The organism is Sphingobium yanoikuyae (assembly GCF_034424525.1).
Classification (GTDB): domain Bacteria; phylum Pseudomonadota; class Alphaproteobacteria; order Sphingomonadales; family Sphingomonadaceae; genus Sphingobium; species Sphingobium yanoikuyae.
On the sequence record NZ_CP139979.1, the window covers coordinates 3,906,123 to 3,924,368 of the forward strand.

Genomic DNA, 18,246 nt, shown 5'->3' on the forward strand with positions numbered 1-18,246 from the left:
CAGGGGCGACCAGCGGCCACCCCTGCGGATCGAAGCCTAGTTGGCCAGTTCGGCCTTCGCGAAGTCGCGGATATGGGCGCCGATATCCTCGCGCTCCAGCGCCAGGGCGAGGTTCGCCTCGATATAGCCGGCCTTGGAGCCGCAGTCGAAACGGCGACCGTCGAAGGTGACACCGTGGAAGGGCTGCTTGCCGATCAGCGAGGCCATGGCATCGGTCAGCTGGATCTCGCCGCCCGCGCCCTTTTCCTGGGTTTCCAGGATCGTCATGACGTCGGGCTGCAGGATATAGCGGCCGGGCAGGATGAGGTTGGAGGGGGCGGTGCCGAGCTTGGGCTTTTCCACCAGGCCCTTCACCTCGGTCAGGGCGCCGTCGCGCGCGCCCGGATCGATCACGCCATAGCTGGGCGTCTGGTCCATCGGGATTTCGAGCGCGCAGACCAGATTGCCGCCGACCTTTTCATAGGCCTCGACCATCTGCTTCATGCAGCCATTGCCGGGCGCGCCCTTCATGAACTCGTCGGGCAGGATGATGGCGAACGGTTCGTCACCGACGATGTCGCGGGCACACCAGATGGCGTGGCCAAGGCCCAGCGGCTCCTGCTGGCGCAGGAACACTGCATCACCGGGCGCCAGGCGCGTCCCTTCGAGTGCCGACAGATCCTTGCCGCGCTCGCGCTGGGTGATCTCGCATTCGAAGGCGATGTCGAAATAATCCTCGATCGCGCCCTTGCCGCGTCCGGTGACGAAGATCATCTGCTCGATCCCCGCTTCGCGCGCTTCATCCACCGCATATTGGATCAGCGGACGATCGACCACGGGCAGCAATTCCTTGGGCACCGACTTGGTGGCGGGCAGGAAACGCGTGCCAAGACCGGCGACAGGAAAGACGGCTTTGCGAATCGGTTTGTTCGACATGGGACTCCGTTCTCGATGAGTGCCGGCTCGCTTGGGGGGATCGCGAACCGGGAGAAAAAGGTCAAGCGCTACGGCAACTTGTCTTTATGGGTCAGATCGTCAGAAGACGCTGTGCAACCTGTTCCAGCGCCGCAATTTCATTATCCAAATGCTCCAGGCTTACATATTGAGCATTGTTACGTAAGTCGCGGCACAGAAAGCCTTCAGGTGACGGCTGCTGAAAGCCGCCGATGATGAGGGTACGGAAACGGTCGATCCGCTGGAGATCGCGCTCGACCTCCGCAATTTCGGTCAGCCCGGCCGCGTTGCGCCGATCCCGCATGGCGACGGTCGTGCGCAATTCGGTCATCAGCTTGGTCATGGTCGGCCGCGTGCGGGCCCCCACGGTGCGGACGTCGCCCATGGTTTCCCGCAGTTCGGCCAGCCGCGCCTCCAGACTATGTTCCAGCATCGTCCAGGCGCAGACCAGCCGACCGATACCGCACAATAATGCCGCATCTTCCGGCGCATAGGCCGCAACCGGCTTCGTCACCTTGTCGTCCTGCGCCAATTCCGCGCTCACGCCCCGCATACTCCTCATGCCCCTGAATCTGCGCAGACCCGGCCGGAAAGGCCAGAGCAACGGGTCGCGCTCGCCCGCTAGCCGGGCACGGGCCAGCGGAATATGTGCTGAAACGTCGGCAAGCCGAACAAGTTGCGTTCAGCGGTGGCCGATCGGAAGGCGCCAGATCAGAAGTCGATGGCGATGCCCTTGCGCTCCCAGTCGCCATAGCGGACCGGGCTCAGCTCCTCGTCCAGCACCAACTGCTGGTCGACCGGGTCAGGCTGGGGCACGGGCGGGCTCTTGGAGAGATGCTCGGGCGCCTTCACATGCGCCGGGCGCTTGCCGTTGAAATGTCCCATGGCGGGCCTTTCGATTGCGGAGCGCGCGCGGCAACCCCATATTCAGTGTCAGGCCCGCTATCTGGGCCGCAAAGGAGCGATGTGCAAGTGAGTGGTTTTCGCACGGTGATGCTGTTGTCGGCGCTGACGGCGCTGTTCATGGCGCTGGGCTATACGCTGGGCGGCAGCGGCGGCGCGGTGATTGCCCTGCTGGTGGCGGCGGGGATGAACCTGTTCACCTTCTGGAATGCCGACAAGATCGTGCTCTCCATGCACAATGCGCGCGAGGTGGATGCGCAGAGCGCGCCCGAATTTTACGGCATGGTCCAGGCGCTGAGCCAGCGCGCAGGCCTGCCGATGCCGCGCGTCTATGTGATCGACCAGGATGCGCCCAACGCCTTTGCCACTGGCCGCAACCCCGAAAATGCTGCCGTGGCGGCGACCACCGGCCTGCTCAACATGCTGACCCGCGACGAGGTGGCGGGCGTGATGGCGCATGAACTGGGCCATGTGAAGAATCGCGACACCCTGATCATGACGATGGTGGCGACCATTGCCGGTGCCATTTCGATGCTGGCCAATTTCGGCCTCTTCTTCCGCGGCGGCAATGAGGAGAATGGCCATAGCAACATGATCGCGACCTTGCTGGCGGTGATCGTCGCCCCCTTTGCCGCGATGATCGTGCAGATGGCGATCAGCCGCACCCGCGAATATGGCGCCGACCAGGCCGGGGCGGAGATCAGCGGCAATCCGCGCGCGCTCGCCTCCGCCCTCGCCAAGATTTCCGGCCGGGCCGAGCTGATCCCCAACCCGGTGGCCGAGCGCAATCCCGCCGCCGCGCAGCTCTATATCGTGCCGGTACATGTGAGCGAGTTGTTCTCGACCCATCCGGCGACCGAGAAGCGCATCGCCGCGCTGGAGGAGATTGCGCAGGATATGGGGCAGAGCGGTAGCCCACCGCCCGTGAGCATGTCGGGGCAAGAACGAGCGACGCAGGCATCGGCGCTGTCTCCGGTGGCGCCGCCGGTGGCATCGCCCAAGCCGCGCCGCAGCGCCCTTGACCCGCACGGGCGCGACTGAGTTTTTGCGCGCGGAGCGGAAAGCGCGTAGGGGCCGCTGATGTCCCGTCGTCCTAACGCCCGTTCCGGTGCCCCGCGCGCCGATGATGTTCCCGGCCTGCCCGCACGCCGCGCGGCCCTGAAGCTGCTGGACGCCGTCTTGCGTCGGGGCGATCCGCTGGAAATCGCGCTGCATGGCGCGACCCAGGGGCTGGCCGACCGGGCCGACCGCGCGCTGGTCCATGCCATCGTCGCCGAGACGTTGCGCCATTTGCCCGATCTCGACGCGCTGATCGACGGCGCGACCAAGCAGCCGCTGCCCGATGATGCCAAGGCGCGGATGGTGCTGCGCATCGCGCTGATCCAGGTGCTGGCGCTGGGCACCGCGCCCCATGCGGCGATCGCCACCGCGCTGCCGCTGGTCGATGGCGGGCCGCGCAAGCTGGTCCATGGCGTGTTCGGCACCGTGACCCGCGCCGAGCCGAGCCTGCCCGTGCCGCCCACCCTGCCCGCCGACGTCGCCGAACGCTGGACCGGGCAATGGGGCAAGGCGATGCCGCTGGCCGCCGCCCACGCCTATGCCGTGCGCCCGCCGGTCGACATCAGCCTGCGCGATCCGGCCGAGACCGGCAAATGGGTCGAGGCGCTGGGCGGCACCAGCTTTGCGTCCGGCCATGTCCGCCTGCCCGAGGGGGCGGTCGTGCCCGAATTGCCCGGTTTTGCCGAGGGGGCCTGGTGGGTGCAGGATATCGCTGCCTCCTGCCCGGCCCGGCTGCTGGGCGCGGGCGAAGGCCGGACCGTGCTGGACCTGTGCGCCGCGCCGGGCGGCAAGACGATGCAGTTGGCGGCGGCCGGATGGGCCGTGACCGCGGTCGACCAGTCGAAGAAGCGGCTGGAGCGGCTGAGCGAAAATCTGGCCCGCACCGGCCTGTCGGCCGATGTCGTGCAGGCGGACCTGCGCCAATGGGCACCCGAGGCGCCGGTCGATGCGCTGCTGCTCGACGCGCCCTGCACCGCCACCGGCATCTATCGCCGTCATCCCGACGTTTTGCACCGCATCGGCCCGCGCCAGATCGCGGAACTGGCCGAACTGCAGGGCGAACTGCTGGCCCGCGTCGCTGACTGGGTGAAGCCGGGCGGGACGCTGATCTACGCCACCTGCTCGCTGGAGCAGGCCGAGGGCGAGGCGCAGATGAGCCGCTTCCTGGCGGCGCTTCCCGATTTCCAGGTCCAGCCAGCGCAGGCAGACGAACTGCCCATCGGCATGGCGCCCAGCGCCGACGGCTGGCTGCGCACCCTGCCCGACACGCTGGCGGAGCAGGGCGGCACCGACGGCTTTTTCGTTGCAAGGATCGTGCGCATCGGGAACTAAGGCTTAACCATGAGGGGCTTAAGGTGAGGTCCTTCGCTGGAAAGGCCCGCCTTGCGTCCGACCGAACCCCTGCCCCTGCATCATAGCTGGCCGCTTTACGACCTGCGCGAGCATCTCGCGCCGGTGGTGCTGGACCAGGATATTGCGGGGAATGAGGCGGCGCTGGCCGATCGGGGGCTGGGCCTGTGGCATTGCAATCTGGCCGACAACAGCATCAGCTGGACCCAGGGCGTCTATGACATATTCGGGCTGGAGCCGGGCAGCATCGTGCCCCGGCCGCTGTCGGTGTCGCTCTATGCCCATGACAGCCGCGAGGCGATGGAACGGCTGCGCGCCTATGCCATCCGCCACCAGCGCGGCTTCACCCTGGACGTCGATATTCGCCGCCCGGACGGTAGCGATTGCGCGATGCGGCTGATCGCCGCGCCGGTGCTGCTGGACGGCGAAACGGTGGCGCTGCACGGGGTCAAGCAATGGCTGCCCAAGGATGTCGGCGCGCCGGTCAGACTGGAACCCACGACCTTCTTCATCCCCTGATGCGACTCATCGCCGCACGGCGCAAATCATGCGTTGCCCTCGCCCCAAGGGAGGGCTAATGCGAGCGGTCAAATGACCCATCCCATTCTCATCTCTCCGTCCATCCTGTCCGCCGATTTCGCACGGCTGGGCGAGGAAGTCCGCGCCATCGACGAAGCCGGTTGCGACTGGATCCATATCGACGTGATGGACGGCCATTTCGTGCCCAACATCACCATCGGTCCAGCCGTGGTGAAGGCGCTGCGCCCGCACACGAAAAAGCCGTTCGACGTGCATCTGATGATCTCGCCGGTGGACCAGTATCTCGACGCCTTCGCCCAGGCCGGCGCCGACATCATCACCGTCCATCCCGAGGCCGGCCCGCACATCCACCGCACCGTGCAGCATATCAAGTCGCTGGGCGTACAGGCGGGCGTGGTGCTGAACCCCGGCACCCCGGCCAAGATGCTGGACTATCTGATCGACGATATCGACCTGATCCTGGTGATGAGCGTCAATCCCGGCTTTGGCGGCCAGAGCTTCATCGAGAATCAGCTGCGCAAGATCGAGGCGTGCCGCAAGATGATCGAGAAGAGCGGCCGTGACATCCGCCTGCAGGTCGATGGCGGCATCGACATCAACACCGCGCCCAAGGCGATCGCGGCGGGCGCCGACGTGCTGGTGGCCGGCACCGCGACCTTCCGTGGCGGCCCGGCCGCCTATGCCGACAATATCAGGACGCTGCGGGGCGGGTGACGAACCAGCGGCGCCAGTCCTCCCCTGTCGCGGTCGACGCCGGTCATGAACCGGCCGACGACGGCATCGAACAGGGCAAGCGGCTCATCCGCGTCGCGGATGACAAGGGCCTGTCGCTGGCCGAGCGGATCGCCAATCATTTCTATCGGCTGAGCTGGAAGACGCCGCTGCACAGCCGGCGGCTGAAGGGCAAATATCCGCTCAAACTGCTGGCGGTGCCGGACGATGTCGTGCCCGGCGACCCGCGCGCCGGCCAGGCGATCCGCGCCGGCTATTTCCTGTTCCGGGGCCAGAAGCTGGCGATCGACACGGTCGATTTCGGCAAATTGGCGGTCGGCCCGGCCTTCACCGACTATCTGCACAGCTTCCGCTGGCTGCGCGACCTGTCGACCGCCGCGACGCGCGAGCAGGGCGCGCCGGTGGCCGAGGCGCTGATGCGCAAATGGCTGGCCGCCCATGCCGAAACGCCGAGCGACCCGGCCTGGCGCGCCGACAATGCGGCCTGGCGGCTGCTGTTCTGGACCGCCCATGCGCCGCTGATCCTGTCGTCGAGCGACCTTGTCTATCGGTCGCTGGTGCTCAACTGCATCGCCCGCACCGCGCGCCATCTGGACCAGAGCGCGGACAAGGCCGCGCCGGGCCTGCCGCGTCTGGTCGCCTGGGGCGGGATCGTCGCGGCGTCGATGCTGATGCCCGGCGGCAATCCGCGCAAGCTGTTCGGCGAAGCGGGCCTGAAGCGCGCGATCGACAGCGCCTTCCATGCCGATGGCGGCATCATTTCCCGGTCGCCGCTGGCGCAGCTGGAAGGCGTGATGCTGCTGGCGATGGTGGTCGCGGTCTATGAGGTGCGACGCGAACAGGTGCCCGGCTTCCTGATCGACGGGCTGAGCCGCGCGGTGCCGGCCTTGCTGGGCCTGACCCATGGCGATGGGGGTCTGGGCAACTGGCAGGGCGCTGGCGCGGTCGACCCCGACATGGTCGAGGCGCTGGTGCAGGCCAGCCGGGTGCGGACCCGGCCGCTGCGCCAGGCGCGCGACTGGGGCTATCAGCGGATCAGCGCCGGCAATACGGTGGTGCAGATCGATGCGGCGCCGCCGCCGGTCGCGCGCCTGGCCGCCGCCGGCTGCGCCTCCACCGGCGCGATCGAGATCAGCGACGGGCGGCTGCGGCTGGTCATCAATTGCGGCGGCGCGGCGCTGGAAGGCGCCTATATCCCGCGCGATCTGGCCCAGGCGCTGCGCTCCACCGCGGCGCACAGCACATTGGTGCTGGACGACAGCAATTCGACCGCGCTGATGCCCGACGGCACGCTGGGCAAGGGCGTGACCGAGGTCGAGCTGAACCGGCAGGAGCTGGACAATGGCAGCCGGGTGGAGCTGAGCCATGACGGCTATGTCCGCCGCATGGGCTATGTCCACCGCCGCCTGCTGATGATGAGCGGCGACGGCAAGGAAGTGCGCGGCGAGGATATGCTGACCCCGGCGACGCGCGGCAAGAAGCCGGTCAAGCGGCCGGTGCAGCTGCGCTTTCATCTGGCGCCCGGCGTGGAACCGACCCTGACCGCCGACAGCCAGGGCGCGCTGTTGCGGATCGAGCTGGGCGCGCTGTGGCAGTTCCGGACCGGGGCCGGCGTGCTGAGCGTCGAGGATAGCCTGTGGGTCGATGGCGACGGCCGCCCCCACCCCACAAGGCAGCTGGTGGTGACGAGCGAGGCACTGCCGGGCGGCTCCAGCATCGGCTGGCTGTTCAAGCGGGTCGGCTGACCCGCATCGCACCGGCGCAATGTTGCACCATCGTGACAATGTCCGTTTTTTCCTATGAACAGCCCGGACAAGGGCGCATGCAAGAGGGGCGACCCGAGGCCCGTTTGCTACCAATCAACGACCTCGCTCTCAGGCCCGGCCACTTTCAGCGGCCGGGCCGCTAGAGCCTTTCACCGGACAGGCGACGGCTTGAGATAGGTATCGAACCAGGCGACGGTGCGGGTCAGCGAGTCGAGCTGATTCTCCTTCTTCTGGAAGCCATGGCCCTCGGCCGGGTAGAAGATCGTCTCCACCACATTGCCCTTCGCCTTGAGGATGTCATGCACCTCCTGCGCCTGGCCGCGCGGCACGCGAATGTCGTTCTCGCCCTGGATGGTCAGCAACGGCGCCTTCGCCGCGCGGATATAGGTGAGCGGCGAGGCCGCATCATAGACCTGCGGATCGCTTTCGGGCGTGCCGAGCAGGCTGCGCTGATAGGCCTTCAGCTCCTCATCCTGGTCGCGATACATGGTGCGCCAGTTGATGATGCCGAACCACTGGACGGCGGCGGCGAACTCGTCGGGCGCCCGGCCGATCGCCATCAGGGTCATGAAGCCGCCATAGCTGCCGCCGAAGATGCCGACCCGCTTGGCATCGACATAGCCGCTATCGACCAGGAAATGCTTGGCCGCGACCGTGTCCTTGAGGTCGGCACCGCCCAGATCCTTGACATTGCCGTCCTGGAACGCCTTGCCATAGCCGGTCGAGCCGCGGAAATTGGGCTGGATCACGACATAGCCGCGGCTGGCAAAGGCGGTGGCGTAGCGGCTGTAGCCGTCCTGCGCCTGACCGGTGGGGCCGCCATGGGGCAGCACGATGGCGGGGTTGCTGCCGTTGCGCTTCAGATTGGCGGGCATGGTCACGATCGCGCTGATCAGCGTGCCGTCGAAGCTCTTGTAGGTGACGACATCCGACTTGGGCAGCGCGGCAGGCTGAAGGCTGGCGATGGCGAGTTGCGTCGCGGGACGCGCAGTGCCGGCCGCGAGGTCATAAAGATAGAGATTGGCCGGCGAGTCGGCGCCCGAATGATTGAGCATCAGCATGGTGCCATCGGGTGAGCGCGGCTCGCTGCCGACCAGATAATTGACGCCCGGCGGGATGGCGAGCGGGGTTTCGGCGCCACTCGCGAGGTCGAAGCGATAGAGCGTGCTGCGCGCGTCGGCGTTGATGCGGAAGATGAGCGCCCTGCCGTCGCGGGTGAAGCTGGCCGGCACCTGTTCCCAGGGCGTGGATTTGAGCCAGCGCAATTTGCCGGTAGCGGCTTCGAGCAGGCCGCCATGAATCTGGCCGCTGCCCTCATCGGTGGAGACGGCGATCCATTGGCCGTCCGCACTCGCATCGGTCGCGGCATAGACGGTGTCGGCCTTGCCGAGCAATTTCGCCGACTTGCCGCTGGCGACGTCGATGCGCCAGATTTCGCTGACCTTGGAATCGATCCGCACGCGGTTGGCGATCAGCGCCTTGCCATCCGCGATCCAGGCGACCGGTGACCAGCTGAACTGCGGGTCGGCCTCCCGCGTCAGGTCGCGCACCCTGCCCGCCCCGTCCATCACCGCGACATTGGACTGGCCCTGCGTCTTCAATTTGGTGACGAGCGCGACCAGGCCACTGCTCGGCCCCACCAGCAGGTCGCTTTCGCGCCGGTCGGGGGTGTTGGTGAGATTCTCGACCACGCCGCCGTTCACCGGCACGCGATAGATGTCGCTATATTCATTGCCGCCGACATCCTGCTGGAACAGCAGGTAGCGGCCGTCGGCCGAAGCGGCGAGGCCGGTCTGGGCATCGTCCGACTGGGTCAGCTGCACCGGCCAGCTGCCGGCGGTGTCGGTGCGCCAGATATTGGTGCGGCCAGTAAGGTTGGTGGCGACGAAAATCTGTTTGCCGTCGGCGCTCCACGCCGCGCTCGACAGGCTGCGCGAGGCGCCGATATCGGCGAGCGGCACGGCGCGGGCGTCGGGATTGACCGGCGAGGTCAGGCTCTTGGGATCGGTAACTGCCCGTTCCGGCGTCGGAATTTGCGCCAGCGCCGGGAAGGCGACGAGCAAGGGCAAGGCGGTGGCGGCGAGCAGATAGCGCATGTCAGATCCCCCAACTGTTATGCAATCACAATACAGTAGCGGCAAAAGCCCGCAAGATCGGGAAATTCCCTGCGCTTGAGGACTGTATTTTTGCGCCGCGCGCGACTAGAGGGCTGCGGCAAGCCTGAAGCGGCATCCCGAACAGCAGGAAGCATCCCCATGACCACCGACGTCACCATCAAGCGCGCCCTCCTTTCCGTATCGGACAAGACTGGCCTCATCGAACTGGGCCAGGCACTGGGCCAGCATGGCGTCGAACTGGTATCGACCGGTGGCACCGCCAAGGCGCTGCGCGAGGCGGGGCTGGACGTGAAGGATATTTCCGAGCTGACCGGCTTCCCCGAGATGATGGACGGCCGCGTCAAGACGCTGCACCCCAAGGTCCATGGCGGCCTGCTGGCGGTGCGCAACAATCCGGAACATGTCGCGTCGATGGACGAGCATGCAATCGGCGCGATCGACCTGGTGATCGTCAATCTCTATCCCTTTGCCGCGACGGTGGCCAAGGGCGCCGACCGCGACGAGATCATCGAGAATATCGACATTGGTGGCCCGTCGATGGTCCGTTCCGCCGCGAAGAATCATGAGAGCGTCGCGATCGTCACCGATCCGACCGACTATGCCCGCCTGATCGCCGAAATGGCGGAGAAGGGCGGCGCCACCAGCTATGATTTCCGCCGGATGCTGGCGGCCAAGGCCTATGCCGCCACCGCCGCCTATGATTCGATGATCGCTAGCTGGTTCGCCTTTGCCGACCAGGGCGTCGCCTTCCCCGAGAGCCTGTCGCTGTCGAGCAAGCTCAGCACCACGTTGCGCTATGGCGAGAATCCGCACCAGTCGGCGGCGCTCTATTTGCCCAACGGCCCGACCGCGAACGGCATCGCCCAGGCCAGGCAGATCCAGGGCAAGGACCTGAGCTACAACAACTATAACGACGCCGATGCGGCGCTGGAGCTGGTCAGCGAATTCCGCGACGGTCCGCCGACCGTGGTGATCGTGAAGCACGCCAATCCCTGTGGCGTGGCCACCGGCGAAACGCTGATCGAAGCCTATGAAGCCGCGCTCGCCTGCGACAGCGTATCGGCATTCGGCGGCATCATCGCCGTCAACCGCCCGCTCGACGGCCCGACCGCCGAGGCGATCAGCGGCATCTTCACCGAAGTCGTCGCCGCGCCCGACGCCGATGACGAAGCCAAGGCGATCTTTGCCAAGAAGAAGAATCTGCGCCTGCTGCTGACCGGCGAACTGCCCGATCCGGCCCGCCCCGGCCTGATGGTCAAGAGCATCGCCGGCGGCCTGCTGGTCCAGAGCCGCGACAATGGCAAGGTTGACCTGGACGCGCTGAAGGTCGTGACCAAGCGCGCGCCGACCGAGCAGGAGTTGAAGGATTGCCTGTTCGCCTGGACCGTGGCCAAGCATGTGAAGTCGAACGCGATCGTCTATGCCAAGGGCGGCAGCACCGCCGGTGTCGGCGCGGGCCAGATGAACCGTCTGGAATCGGCCCGCATCGCCGCCTGGAAGGCGAAGGACGCCGCCGAGAAGGCCGGCTGGAGCGAACCGCGTACCATCGGTTCGGCGGTCGCCTCCGACGCCTTCTTCCCCTTTGCCGACGGCCTGCTGGCGGCAGTGGAAGCCGGCGCGACGGCGGTGATCCAGCCTGGCGGCTCGATCCGTGACGAGGAAGTCATTGCCGCAGCAGACGAAGCGGGCCTGGCGATGGTCTTCACCGGCATGCGCCACTTCCGCCATTAAGGCTTGTTTCCCAACGCGCTAGATAGCGCGTCGGGACGATATCGCGATCAGGTTTATGCGGGTGCGAAACGATCCTGTTCGCACCCGCAAAATCGCAGAAAACTGCCATTTTTTGGCAATTGGCCTCTTTTCAATGTCACCGGGCAATCCTATTTAGGATGACGACCCCGCACCCACGTCAGGCGTTGGGCACGACATAAGAAAAAGCATGTTCGACAGGAGAATAGGATGACCAAGAAGACGCTGGTGGCGATGGCCGCCACCCTGGCCCTTGCGCTGCCTGGCATGGCTATCGCCGGCAACAGCAGCAACGAAGTCGTCGTTGACGGCACCACCGGCCTCACCACCCGCACCATCGCCGTATCGGTCGCTGACCTGAACCTGGCCAGCAACAATGGCCTGCGCCGCGCCGATTATCGTATCAGCCGCGCCGCCAAGCAGGTGTGCGGCTGGGTCAACGGATCGATCCTGCCGGCGACGCCCGACTATCGCGACTGTGTCGGCAGCGCGCTCGACGGCGCACGCAGCGACCTCAACGCGCTGGCCCAGCGCCAGGGCTGATCTTCACCCATCCCGCAAGGGAAGCCTTCCCCGTCACGGGGACTGCAGGGGGCCGTTCCGCACATGCGGGGCGGCCCTTTCCTGTCGGCGGCTCATTCATGCTTACCGGCGATTAACCACTCCTTAGAGGATTTCCTTCACTCAGCGTGACACGAAGGACCATCCAGGGGACAAAATCGCATGTCGCGGATTGATCAGAACGTAGACGTTGCCATCATCGGTGCAGGACCCGCAGGCTTGACTGCCGCCTATCTACTGACAAAGCAGGGACTTAGCGCAACCGTGATCGAAAAGGATCCGGTCTATGTCGGCGGCATCAGCCGCACGGTCGAGCTGGATGGCTTCCGATTCGACATTGGCGGACATCGTTTCTTTTCGAAGTCTCAACAGGTTGTAGATCTGTGGAACGAAATCCTGCCGGACGACTTCATCCAGCGCCCGCGCATGAGCCGCATCTATTATGAGGGGAAATTCTACTCCTATCCCCTTCGCGCGTTCGAGGCGCTGTGGAATCTGGGTGTGTGGCGTTCGACCCTGTGCATGGCGAGTTTCGCCAAGGCCAGGCTGTTCCCGAACCGCAATGTCCGCTCCTTCCAGGACTGGACCGTCAACGCATTCGGCCACAAGCTGTTCTCGATCTTCTTCAAGACCTATACCGAGAAGGTCTGGGGCATGCCGTGCGACGAGATGTCGGCCGACTGGGCGGCGCAGCGGATCAAGGGCCTGTCGCTCTGGGGCGCAGTGACGGACGGCCTCAAGCGCTCGCTCGGCCTCAACAAGAAGCCCAATGACGGCATGGCGACCAAGACGCTGCTCGAAACCTTCCGCTATCCGCGCCTTGGCCCCGGCATGATGTGGGAAGCCGCACGCGATCGGGTGATCGAGGGCGGCAACCGCGTGCTGATGGGCCACAGTTTCAAGCGTCTCGAAGAAGATCAGGCGACCGGACGCTGGCGTCTGGTGACCGAAGGACCGGACGGTGATGTGGTCATCAATGCCGCCCATGTCATCAGTTCCGCGCCGATGCGCGAACTGGCGGGCCGCATCCATCCGCTTCCCGCGACGCTGCCGGAGGCCATGGACCTCAAATATCGCGACTTCCTGACCGTCGCACTGATGGTGAAGGGCGAAGACATCTTCCCCGACAACTGGATCTACATCCATGATTCGAAGGTGCAGGTCGGCCGCATCCAGAATTTCCGCAGCTGGTCGCCGGAAATGGTTCCGGATCCCAGCCTGGCTTGCGTGGGCCTTGAATATTTCTGCTTCGAGGGGGATGGCCTGTGGGCATCCGCCGATGCCGACCTGATCGCGCTCGCCACCAAGGAAATGGCGACGCTGGGCCTGTGCGATCCCAAGGATGTGGTCGGCGGCGCGGTGGTGCGACAGGAAAAGGCCTATCCGGTCTATGACGACGCCTACGCTGCCAATGTGCTGGCGATGCGCACCGAATTGGAAGAGCGCTATCCTACGCTCCACATGGTCGGCCGCAACGGCATGCACCGCTACAATAATCAGGACCACGCGATGATGACGGCGATGCTGACGGTGCGCAACATCATCGCCGGCGCGCGCGTTCATGACGTGTGGCAGGTCAATGAAGATGCCGAATATCATGAGGCGGGCGATGAAGGACAGGATGCCGATACCCAGGCCGCTCTGTCCAGCGTCCGCGCCGTGCCGGCACGGCTGAAGGCCGCCTGAGCCGATGCCAGGGCGAGCGGTCGCGATGGCGGGGCGATTGGGACAACTGGCCGCCCGCCTGATGCTGGCGCGCTATCTGATCGTCAGCATCGTATCGCTTTGGGCTGACACCGCCTTGTTCCTGGCGCTGTCCCACTGGGTCATGCCGGCCAGCTGGGCCGCCTTTGTCGCCTATGCCGCGGGCATGGTGGTGCATTGGGTGTTGTCTGTGCGCTTCGTGTTCACAGACAGCGATCGACGCCCCAGCCATGTCCAGCGCGCCAGCTTCGTGCTCAGCGGGCTGATCGGCCTCGCCATCACCGTTGGCCTGGTTTCCGCGCTGGGAGCCATTGGCACGCCGCTTCTGCTGGCCAAGGGGGCCGCCGTCCTGGTGAGCTTCACCGCCGTCTATCTGGTGCGCAAATATGTCGTCTTCGCTCGCCGCTGACCCTGCCTTTCCCTTGCGCAAGCCCGGCCTGGCTACGCCGGGTTCCTGGCTGACACTGGCCGCCCTGTGGGCGCTCTGCGCCGCAGTGATGCTGTTCCAGTTCCGCGCAGAAATCGCGCAGATGATGTTCATGGACACCGACGACGCGATGCGCCTGCAGCAGGTGCGCGACTGGATCGGCGGACAGGGCTGGTTCGACGTCAGCCAGCATCGCATCAATCCGCCAATCGGCGGGCCGATGCACTGGTCGCGACTGGTCGACCTGCCAATCGCGACGATCATCCTGCTGGCGCGGCCGTTGATCGGCCAGCATGCCGCCGAAATCCTGGCCTGCGCCACCGTCCCGCTGCTGACACTGGCGGCCCTGGTCGCTGCCCTGTTCCGCGCGGCCCGACTGATGACGACGGAGCGGCTGGCCCTATTGTCCGTAGCGCTGCTGCTGGTGACCCCGACCATCCTGATCCAGTTCACCCCGACCCGCATCGACCATCATGGCTGGCAGATTCTGATGGCGACGATCGCGCTGGGCGGCGCGCTCGATCCACGCCGGGTGCGGGGCGGCGCGCTGGCCGGCCTGGCGCTCGCCATCTGGCTGCAGATTTCGACCGAAGGCCTGCCTTATGCCGCCCTGTTCGGCGGGCTGTTCGTCCTGCGTCATGCAATCGACATGACGGAAAGCCCACGCCTGACCTCTTTCGCTGCGATGCTGGGGATGGCCGCACTGGGCCTGCTGGTTGCCACCCATGGCGGTGGCGCGCTGGCACAGACCCAGTGCGATGCGCTGTCCGCCGTCTATGCGTGGCCGCTGGCGCTGTTCGCGCTCATCATCGTGGCTGGTTCCCGGCTATCGCAGGGCCGCACCTTCCTGCGCCGCCTGCTCATACCGGTGATCGGCGGGATGGCCGCGCTGGCTGCATCATTGTGGATCGGTGCGGACTGCCTGACCGCCGGCCCATTTCACGAACTGACGCCGCTGGCCTATCAGCAATGGTATATGCGGGTGATGGAGGGCCGGCCGGTCTGGGAACAGACTCTGCCGCTGGCGGGCGTGAGTCTGTTGCCGGCGCTGGTGGGCCTTACGGCCACCATTGCGGCTGCGTGGAATGCGCGCGACGGGCAGAGCCGGACCAACTGGTTGGTCATCGCGATCCTGCTATTTGGCGCAACCGGCGTCGCTGCGCTGGTATTACGCGCAATGAGCGTCGCCCATGTCTTCGCCCTGCCTGGCATTGCCTGGCTGCTCGCCACGCTGTTCCAGCGCATTCAAAAATTGGACGCGGCGGCCGCGCGTGTGCTGTTGTCGGTGCTGCTCGCGCTGCTGACGCCGGTCGGGACGGCATCAGCATGGGCCAGCCTGGCCGAAACAGCAGATCCGACGCTGCCGATCAAAAAGGAAAACTGCCGCACGCCGTCCGCGCTGGCACCGCTCGACGCGCTGCCACCATCCCTGCTGTTCGCTCCGCTCGACATCGGACCAGACATTCTGGTCCACACCCATCATTCGGTGATAGGCACTGGCCATCATCGCAACGTCATCGGCATCAATGCCGTAACCCACGCCTTCCTCGCATCCCCAGACGCCGCCCGCGCCGATGTGATGGCGGCGAAGGCGGGTCATGGCGCGGACTATCTGGTGATGTGCGCGCGGATGAACGAAATGCTGCTCTACGCCCAGAGCGCACCGAACGGGCTGGCAGCGCAGTTGTCGCGGGGAAGGATACCCGGCTGGCTGCAGCCGCTGCCCACCAAGGGGCCGCTGCGCATCTACAAGGTCAGGCGGGACTGAAGGCCAGCGCCACGCCGTTCATGCAGTAGCGCAGGCCCGTGGGCTTTGGCCCGTCGTCGAACACATGGCCGAGATGCCCGCCGCAGCGGGCGCAATGGACTTCGGTCCGGGGCACGCCCAGGCTGAAGTCGCGCGACGTGCCGATGGCGCGGGGCAAGGGCGCATAGAAGCTGGGCCAGCCGGTGCCACTGTCGAACTTGGTCTTGGAACTGAACAGATTCTGGGCGCAGCCGGCGCAGGTGAAGGTGCCGGCACGATGTTCGCGGTTGAGCGGGCTGCTGTCGGGAAATTCGGTCGCGCCCTGGCGCAGCACCTTATAGGCCCAGGGGCTGAGCCTGCTGCGCCATTGCGCGTCGGTCAGGCGATAGGGATAGGCGGCTTCCGCCGCGTCGGGGCGGAATTGCCACAGGGCCAGTGCAGAGGCGCCGGTCGCGACGCCATAGAGAAAATGCCGCCGGTTCATTGTCCCTCCCTAGCCTGTTCAGCCTGTCGAGCTCCTGAACAACTGCTTCCACCAGCGGCCGCCCGATTTGAGCACATGGCGGCGGAACAGCAGCACGCCGATGCGGATGATGAGGGCCACCCAGACGCCCTGCCACAGGATCGCCACCAGATGCGGCCAGAGCGCCGCATCCTGGGCCGCCCGCGCGATCATCGCGAAGGGCGAGGAAAAGGGAAAGACCACTGACGCCACTTCGAGCGGCGATCCCATATGGTCGACCGTGTAGGAGACGAAGAAGAAGATCATCATCTGGCCCATGGTGATCGGCATGTTGAGCGTCTGCACCTCGCGCACGGTCGCCGCCTGCGCGCCGATGCCCAGGAACAGCGAGCCGAGCAGCGTATAGGCCATGGCGAAATAGATGATGCCGAGCGCGATGAAGGCAGGCCAGCCCACCGCCGGATCGGGCAGGACCGTGCCGGGCGCCTTCAACGCCATGAAGATGGTGAAGGCGGTGGCGCCCCAGAAGGCGATGCCGACGAAGCTCATCCCCAGCATGGCGATCAGCTTGCCGAGGAAGATCGCGTCCACCGGTACGGCGGCGGCCAATATCTCAATGATCTTATTCGTCTTTTCCTCGACCAGATTGGACAGGATCATGCCCGCCAGCAAAATGGTGAGGAAGAAGATGACGATCTGGCCGGTGCGGCCGATCAGCAGACGGGCCTGAGATTGGGCACCGAGACTGGTCGCCACTTCCTGCCGTTCGACCTTGACCATGTGCAGCACCTTTTCGGCCTGCGCCGCGCTGGCAATCAGGCTGAGATCGCCCTGCAACCGGTCCAGATCCTCGGGCTTGCCGGTCAGGACCGGGCGGGAGACCGTGCCCGATAGGATGGCGACGACGTCGGAATCGGGCCGGGCCAATTGGGTGCGCGGCGGGGTGCCGAGCGGCACGGCGTGGAGGCGCGGCAGCGCCTGCGGCCCCATGCGTTCGGTGAGGCGCGCATGCGCCCGTTCGAGCGCGCCGACATCGGCCGGCGCCATGGCGATGCCCACGACCGGGCGCAGGTCGGTGCTGGAAATCTTCTGGGTGAAACCAGCGAAGACCATGCCGATGACGATCGGCACCAAAGGCCCGATCAGGAACAGGATGAAGGTGCGTGACAGGACGACGGCGGTGAAATCCCGCCGGGCGATCACGCTGGCGGCGCGCAGCAATTCCTTCATGCCCCGGCCTCCTGCGTGGCGTCATCGCGCATCTGGCGCGCAGCAGCCTCCCCCGCGATCGCGACGAAGGCATCATGCAGGCCCGGCCGTTCGATCGACAGGCTTTCGATGCCGGCCTGTCCATCGAGCAAGGCGCGCAGCAGCGGTTCGATGCCATCATCGGGCAGCGCGAAATGCCAGGCGCCATCCTGCGCCAGCGTATCGGTCGGCAAGGCGCGGCGCCAGGCGCCGTCACTCAGCCGCGTGCGCAATGTCACCTGGGGCGGCAGACGGTCGCGCGCATCGCTGACCGATCCTTCGAACCGGATGCGGCCGCCAGCGACGATGGCGATGCGTTCGCACAATCGTTCGGCATGGGCGATGACATGGGTGGAAAAGAGGATGGTGACACCCTTGCGCGCCTGATCGCGGATCAGCGCCTCCAGCTTTTCCTGATTCATCGCATCGAGGCCGGAGAAGGGCTCGTCGAGGACGATGAGACGCGGTTCATGGACGATGGTGCCGAATAGCTGCACCGTCTGGGCCATGCCCTTGGAGAGCTGGCGGATCGGCTTTTCGACCGAGGCGCCCATGCCATAGTCCTGGAGCATGGCGCGAGCCCGTTCGCGCCCGACATGGAGCGGCAGGCCGCGCAGCGCGCCCATGAAGGCGATCGCCTCGAACGCCTTCATCGAGGGATAGAGGCCGCGTTCCTCGGGCAGATAACCGACCTGCTTGGCCATGCGCAGCGGCGCGCCATCGCCCAGCAGGGTGCGGTGGCCCTCGTCAGGGTCGATGATGCCGAGCAGGGTGCGCAGCAAGGTGGTCTTGCCCGCGCCGTTCGGCCCCAAAATGCCATAGATGGTGCCGGCGGGCACGGCGATGTCGACGCCATCCACCGCGCGAAAATCGCCGAACGCCTTGACAAGAGCATGGCCTTCGACGGCATAGGGGGCGGCAGGAGCCGGAGTGTCACCGATCATCCG

17 protein-coding genes are annotated in these 18,246 nt (G+C 66.0%); 10 read left to right on the forward strand and 7 right to left on the reverse strand.

Features of this window, described 5'->3' with window-relative positions; all coding sequences use genetic code 11:
- Positions 1-36 precede the first annotated feature (36 nt).
- The 3 genes from U0025_RS18050 to U0025_RS18060 form a co-directional block, all read right to left on the reverse strand.
- On the reverse strand, positions 37-915 hold the full coding sequence (locus U0025_RS18050; protein ID WP_004208866.1) for a UTP--glucose-1-phosphate uridylyltransferase: 879 nt from the start codon (positions 913-915) through the stop codon (positions 37-39).
- Between the two features lie 91 nt (positions 916-1,006).
- A complete protein-coding gene (locus tag U0025_RS18055) occupies positions 1,007-1,486 on the reverse strand; it encodes a hypothetical protein (protein ID WP_051156887.1) in 480 nt (159 codons plus the stop codon).
- Positions 1,487-1,644: 158 nt separating this feature from the next.
- Positions 1,645-1,818 (reverse strand): DUF1674 domain-containing protein, encoded by a 174-nt coding sequence (locus U0025_RS18060; protein ID WP_004208868.1) that lies wholly within the window; start codon positions 1,816-1,818, stop codon positions 1,645-1,647.
- 108 nt (positions 1,819-1,926) lie between these two features.
- On the opposite strand from U0025_RS18060, the gene htpX reads away from it, so the two are divergent.
- The 5 genes from htpX (at position 1,927) to U0025_RS18085 (ending at position 7,262) form a co-directional block, all read left to right on the forward strand.
- Positions 1,927-2,877 carry a zinc metalloprotease HtpX gene (gene htpX, locus U0025_RS18065; protein ID WP_037490615.1) on the forward strand — a complete coding sequence of 317 codons (951 nt, stop codon included), beginning with the start codon at positions 1,927-1,929 and terminating at the stop codon, positions 2,875-2,877.
- A 39-nt stretch (positions 2,878-2,916) separates the two neighbouring features.
- Positions 2,917-4,227 carry an RsmB/NOP family class I SAM-dependent RNA methyltransferase gene (locus U0025_RS18070; protein WP_004208870.1) on the forward strand — a complete coding sequence of 437 codons (1,311 nt, stop codon included), beginning with the start codon at positions 2,917-2,919 and terminating at the stop codon, positions 4,225-4,227.
- Between the two features lie 51 nt (positions 4,228-4,278).
- A complete protein-coding gene (locus tag U0025_RS18075; protein WP_004208871.1) occupies positions 4,279-4,764 on the forward strand; it encodes a hypothetical protein in 486 nt (161 codons plus the stop codon).
- 72 nt (positions 4,765-4,836) lie between these two features.
- Positions 4,837-5,499 (forward strand): ribulose-phosphate 3-epimerase, encoded by a 663-nt coding sequence (gene rpe, locus U0025_RS18080; RefSeq protein WP_004208872.1) that lies wholly within the window; start codon positions 4,837-4,839, stop codon positions 5,497-5,499.
- A complete protein-coding gene (locus U0025_RS18085; RefSeq protein WP_004208873.1) occupies positions 5,496-7,262 on the forward strand; it encodes a heparinase II/III family protein in 1,767 nt (588 codons plus the stop codon). Before rpe ends, U0025_RS18085 begins: the two co-directional genes overlap by 4 nt.
- 170 nt (positions 7,263-7,432) lie before the next feature.
- On the opposite strand, the gene U0025_RS18090 is transcribed toward U0025_RS18085, so the two are convergent.
- Positions 7,433-9,379, reverse strand: a complete 1,947-nt coding sequence (locus tag U0025_RS18090) for a S9 family peptidase (protein ID WP_004208874.1) — start codon at positions 9,377-9,379, stop codon at positions 7,433-7,435.
- Positions 9,380-9,538: 159 nt separating this feature from the next.
- Between U0025_RS18090 and purH the strand changes: the two genes are divergently transcribed.
- The 5 genes from purH (at position 9,539) to U0025_RS18115 (ending at position 15,609) form a co-directional block, all read left to right on the forward strand.
- On the forward strand, positions 9,539-11,131 hold the full coding sequence (gene purH, locus U0025_RS18095; RefSeq protein WP_004208876.1) for a bifunctional phosphoribosylaminoimidazolecarboxamide formyltransferase/IMP cyclohydrolase: 1,593 nt from the start codon (positions 9,539-9,541) through the stop codon (positions 11,129-11,131).
- 228 nt (positions 11,132-11,359) lie between these two features.
- Entirely contained in the window at positions 11,360-11,692 is a 333-nt protein-coding gene (locus tag U0025_RS18100; protein WP_004208877.1) for a UrcA family protein, read from the forward strand.
- 180 nt (positions 11,693-11,872) lie between these two features.
- On the forward strand, positions 11,873-13,396 hold the full coding sequence (locus tag U0025_RS18105; RefSeq protein WP_037490620.1) for an NAD(P)/FAD-dependent oxidoreductase: 1,524 nt from the start codon (positions 11,873-11,875) through the stop codon (positions 13,394-13,396).
- A gap of 25 nt (positions 13,397-13,421) precedes the next feature.
- Positions 13,422-13,823 carry a GtrA family protein gene (locus U0025_RS18110; protein ID WP_004208879.1) on the forward strand — a complete coding sequence of 134 codons (402 nt, stop codon included), beginning with the start codon at positions 13,422-13,424 and terminating at the stop codon, positions 13,821-13,823.
- Positions 13,801-15,609, forward strand: coding sequence for a hypothetical protein (locus tag U0025_RS18115; protein WP_004208880.1), 1,809 nt, complete (start codon positions 13,801-13,803; stop codon positions 15,607-15,609). The genes U0025_RS18110 and U0025_RS18115 overlap by 23 nt, the downstream gene beginning before the upstream one ends.
- Here U0025_RS18115 and msrB read toward each other — a convergent pair.
- Genes msrB through U0025_RS18130 form a run of 3 tightly spaced genes read right to left on the reverse strand, consistent with a single transcriptional unit; the run spans position 15,596 to position 18,243 of the window.
- Entirely contained in the window at positions 15,596-16,072 is a 477-nt protein-coding gene (gene msrB, locus U0025_RS18120; protein ID WP_004208881.1) for a peptide-methionine (R)-S-oxide reductase MsrB, read from the reverse strand. The genes U0025_RS18115 and msrB overlap by 14 nt on opposite strands.
- Positions 16,073-16,090: 18 nt before the next feature.
- Positions 16,091-17,281, reverse strand: a complete 1,191-nt coding sequence (locus tag U0025_RS18125; protein ID WP_004208882.1) for an ABC transporter permease — start codon at positions 17,279-17,281, stop codon at positions 16,091-16,093.
- On the reverse strand, positions 17,278-18,243 hold the full coding sequence (locus U0025_RS18130) for an ABC transporter ATP-binding protein (RefSeq protein ID WP_004208883.1): 966 nt from the start codon (positions 18,241-18,243) through the stop codon (positions 17,278-17,280). Before U0025_RS18130 ends, U0025_RS18125 begins: the two co-directional genes overlap by 4 nt.
- Positions 18,244-18,246 lie beyond the last annotated feature (3 nt).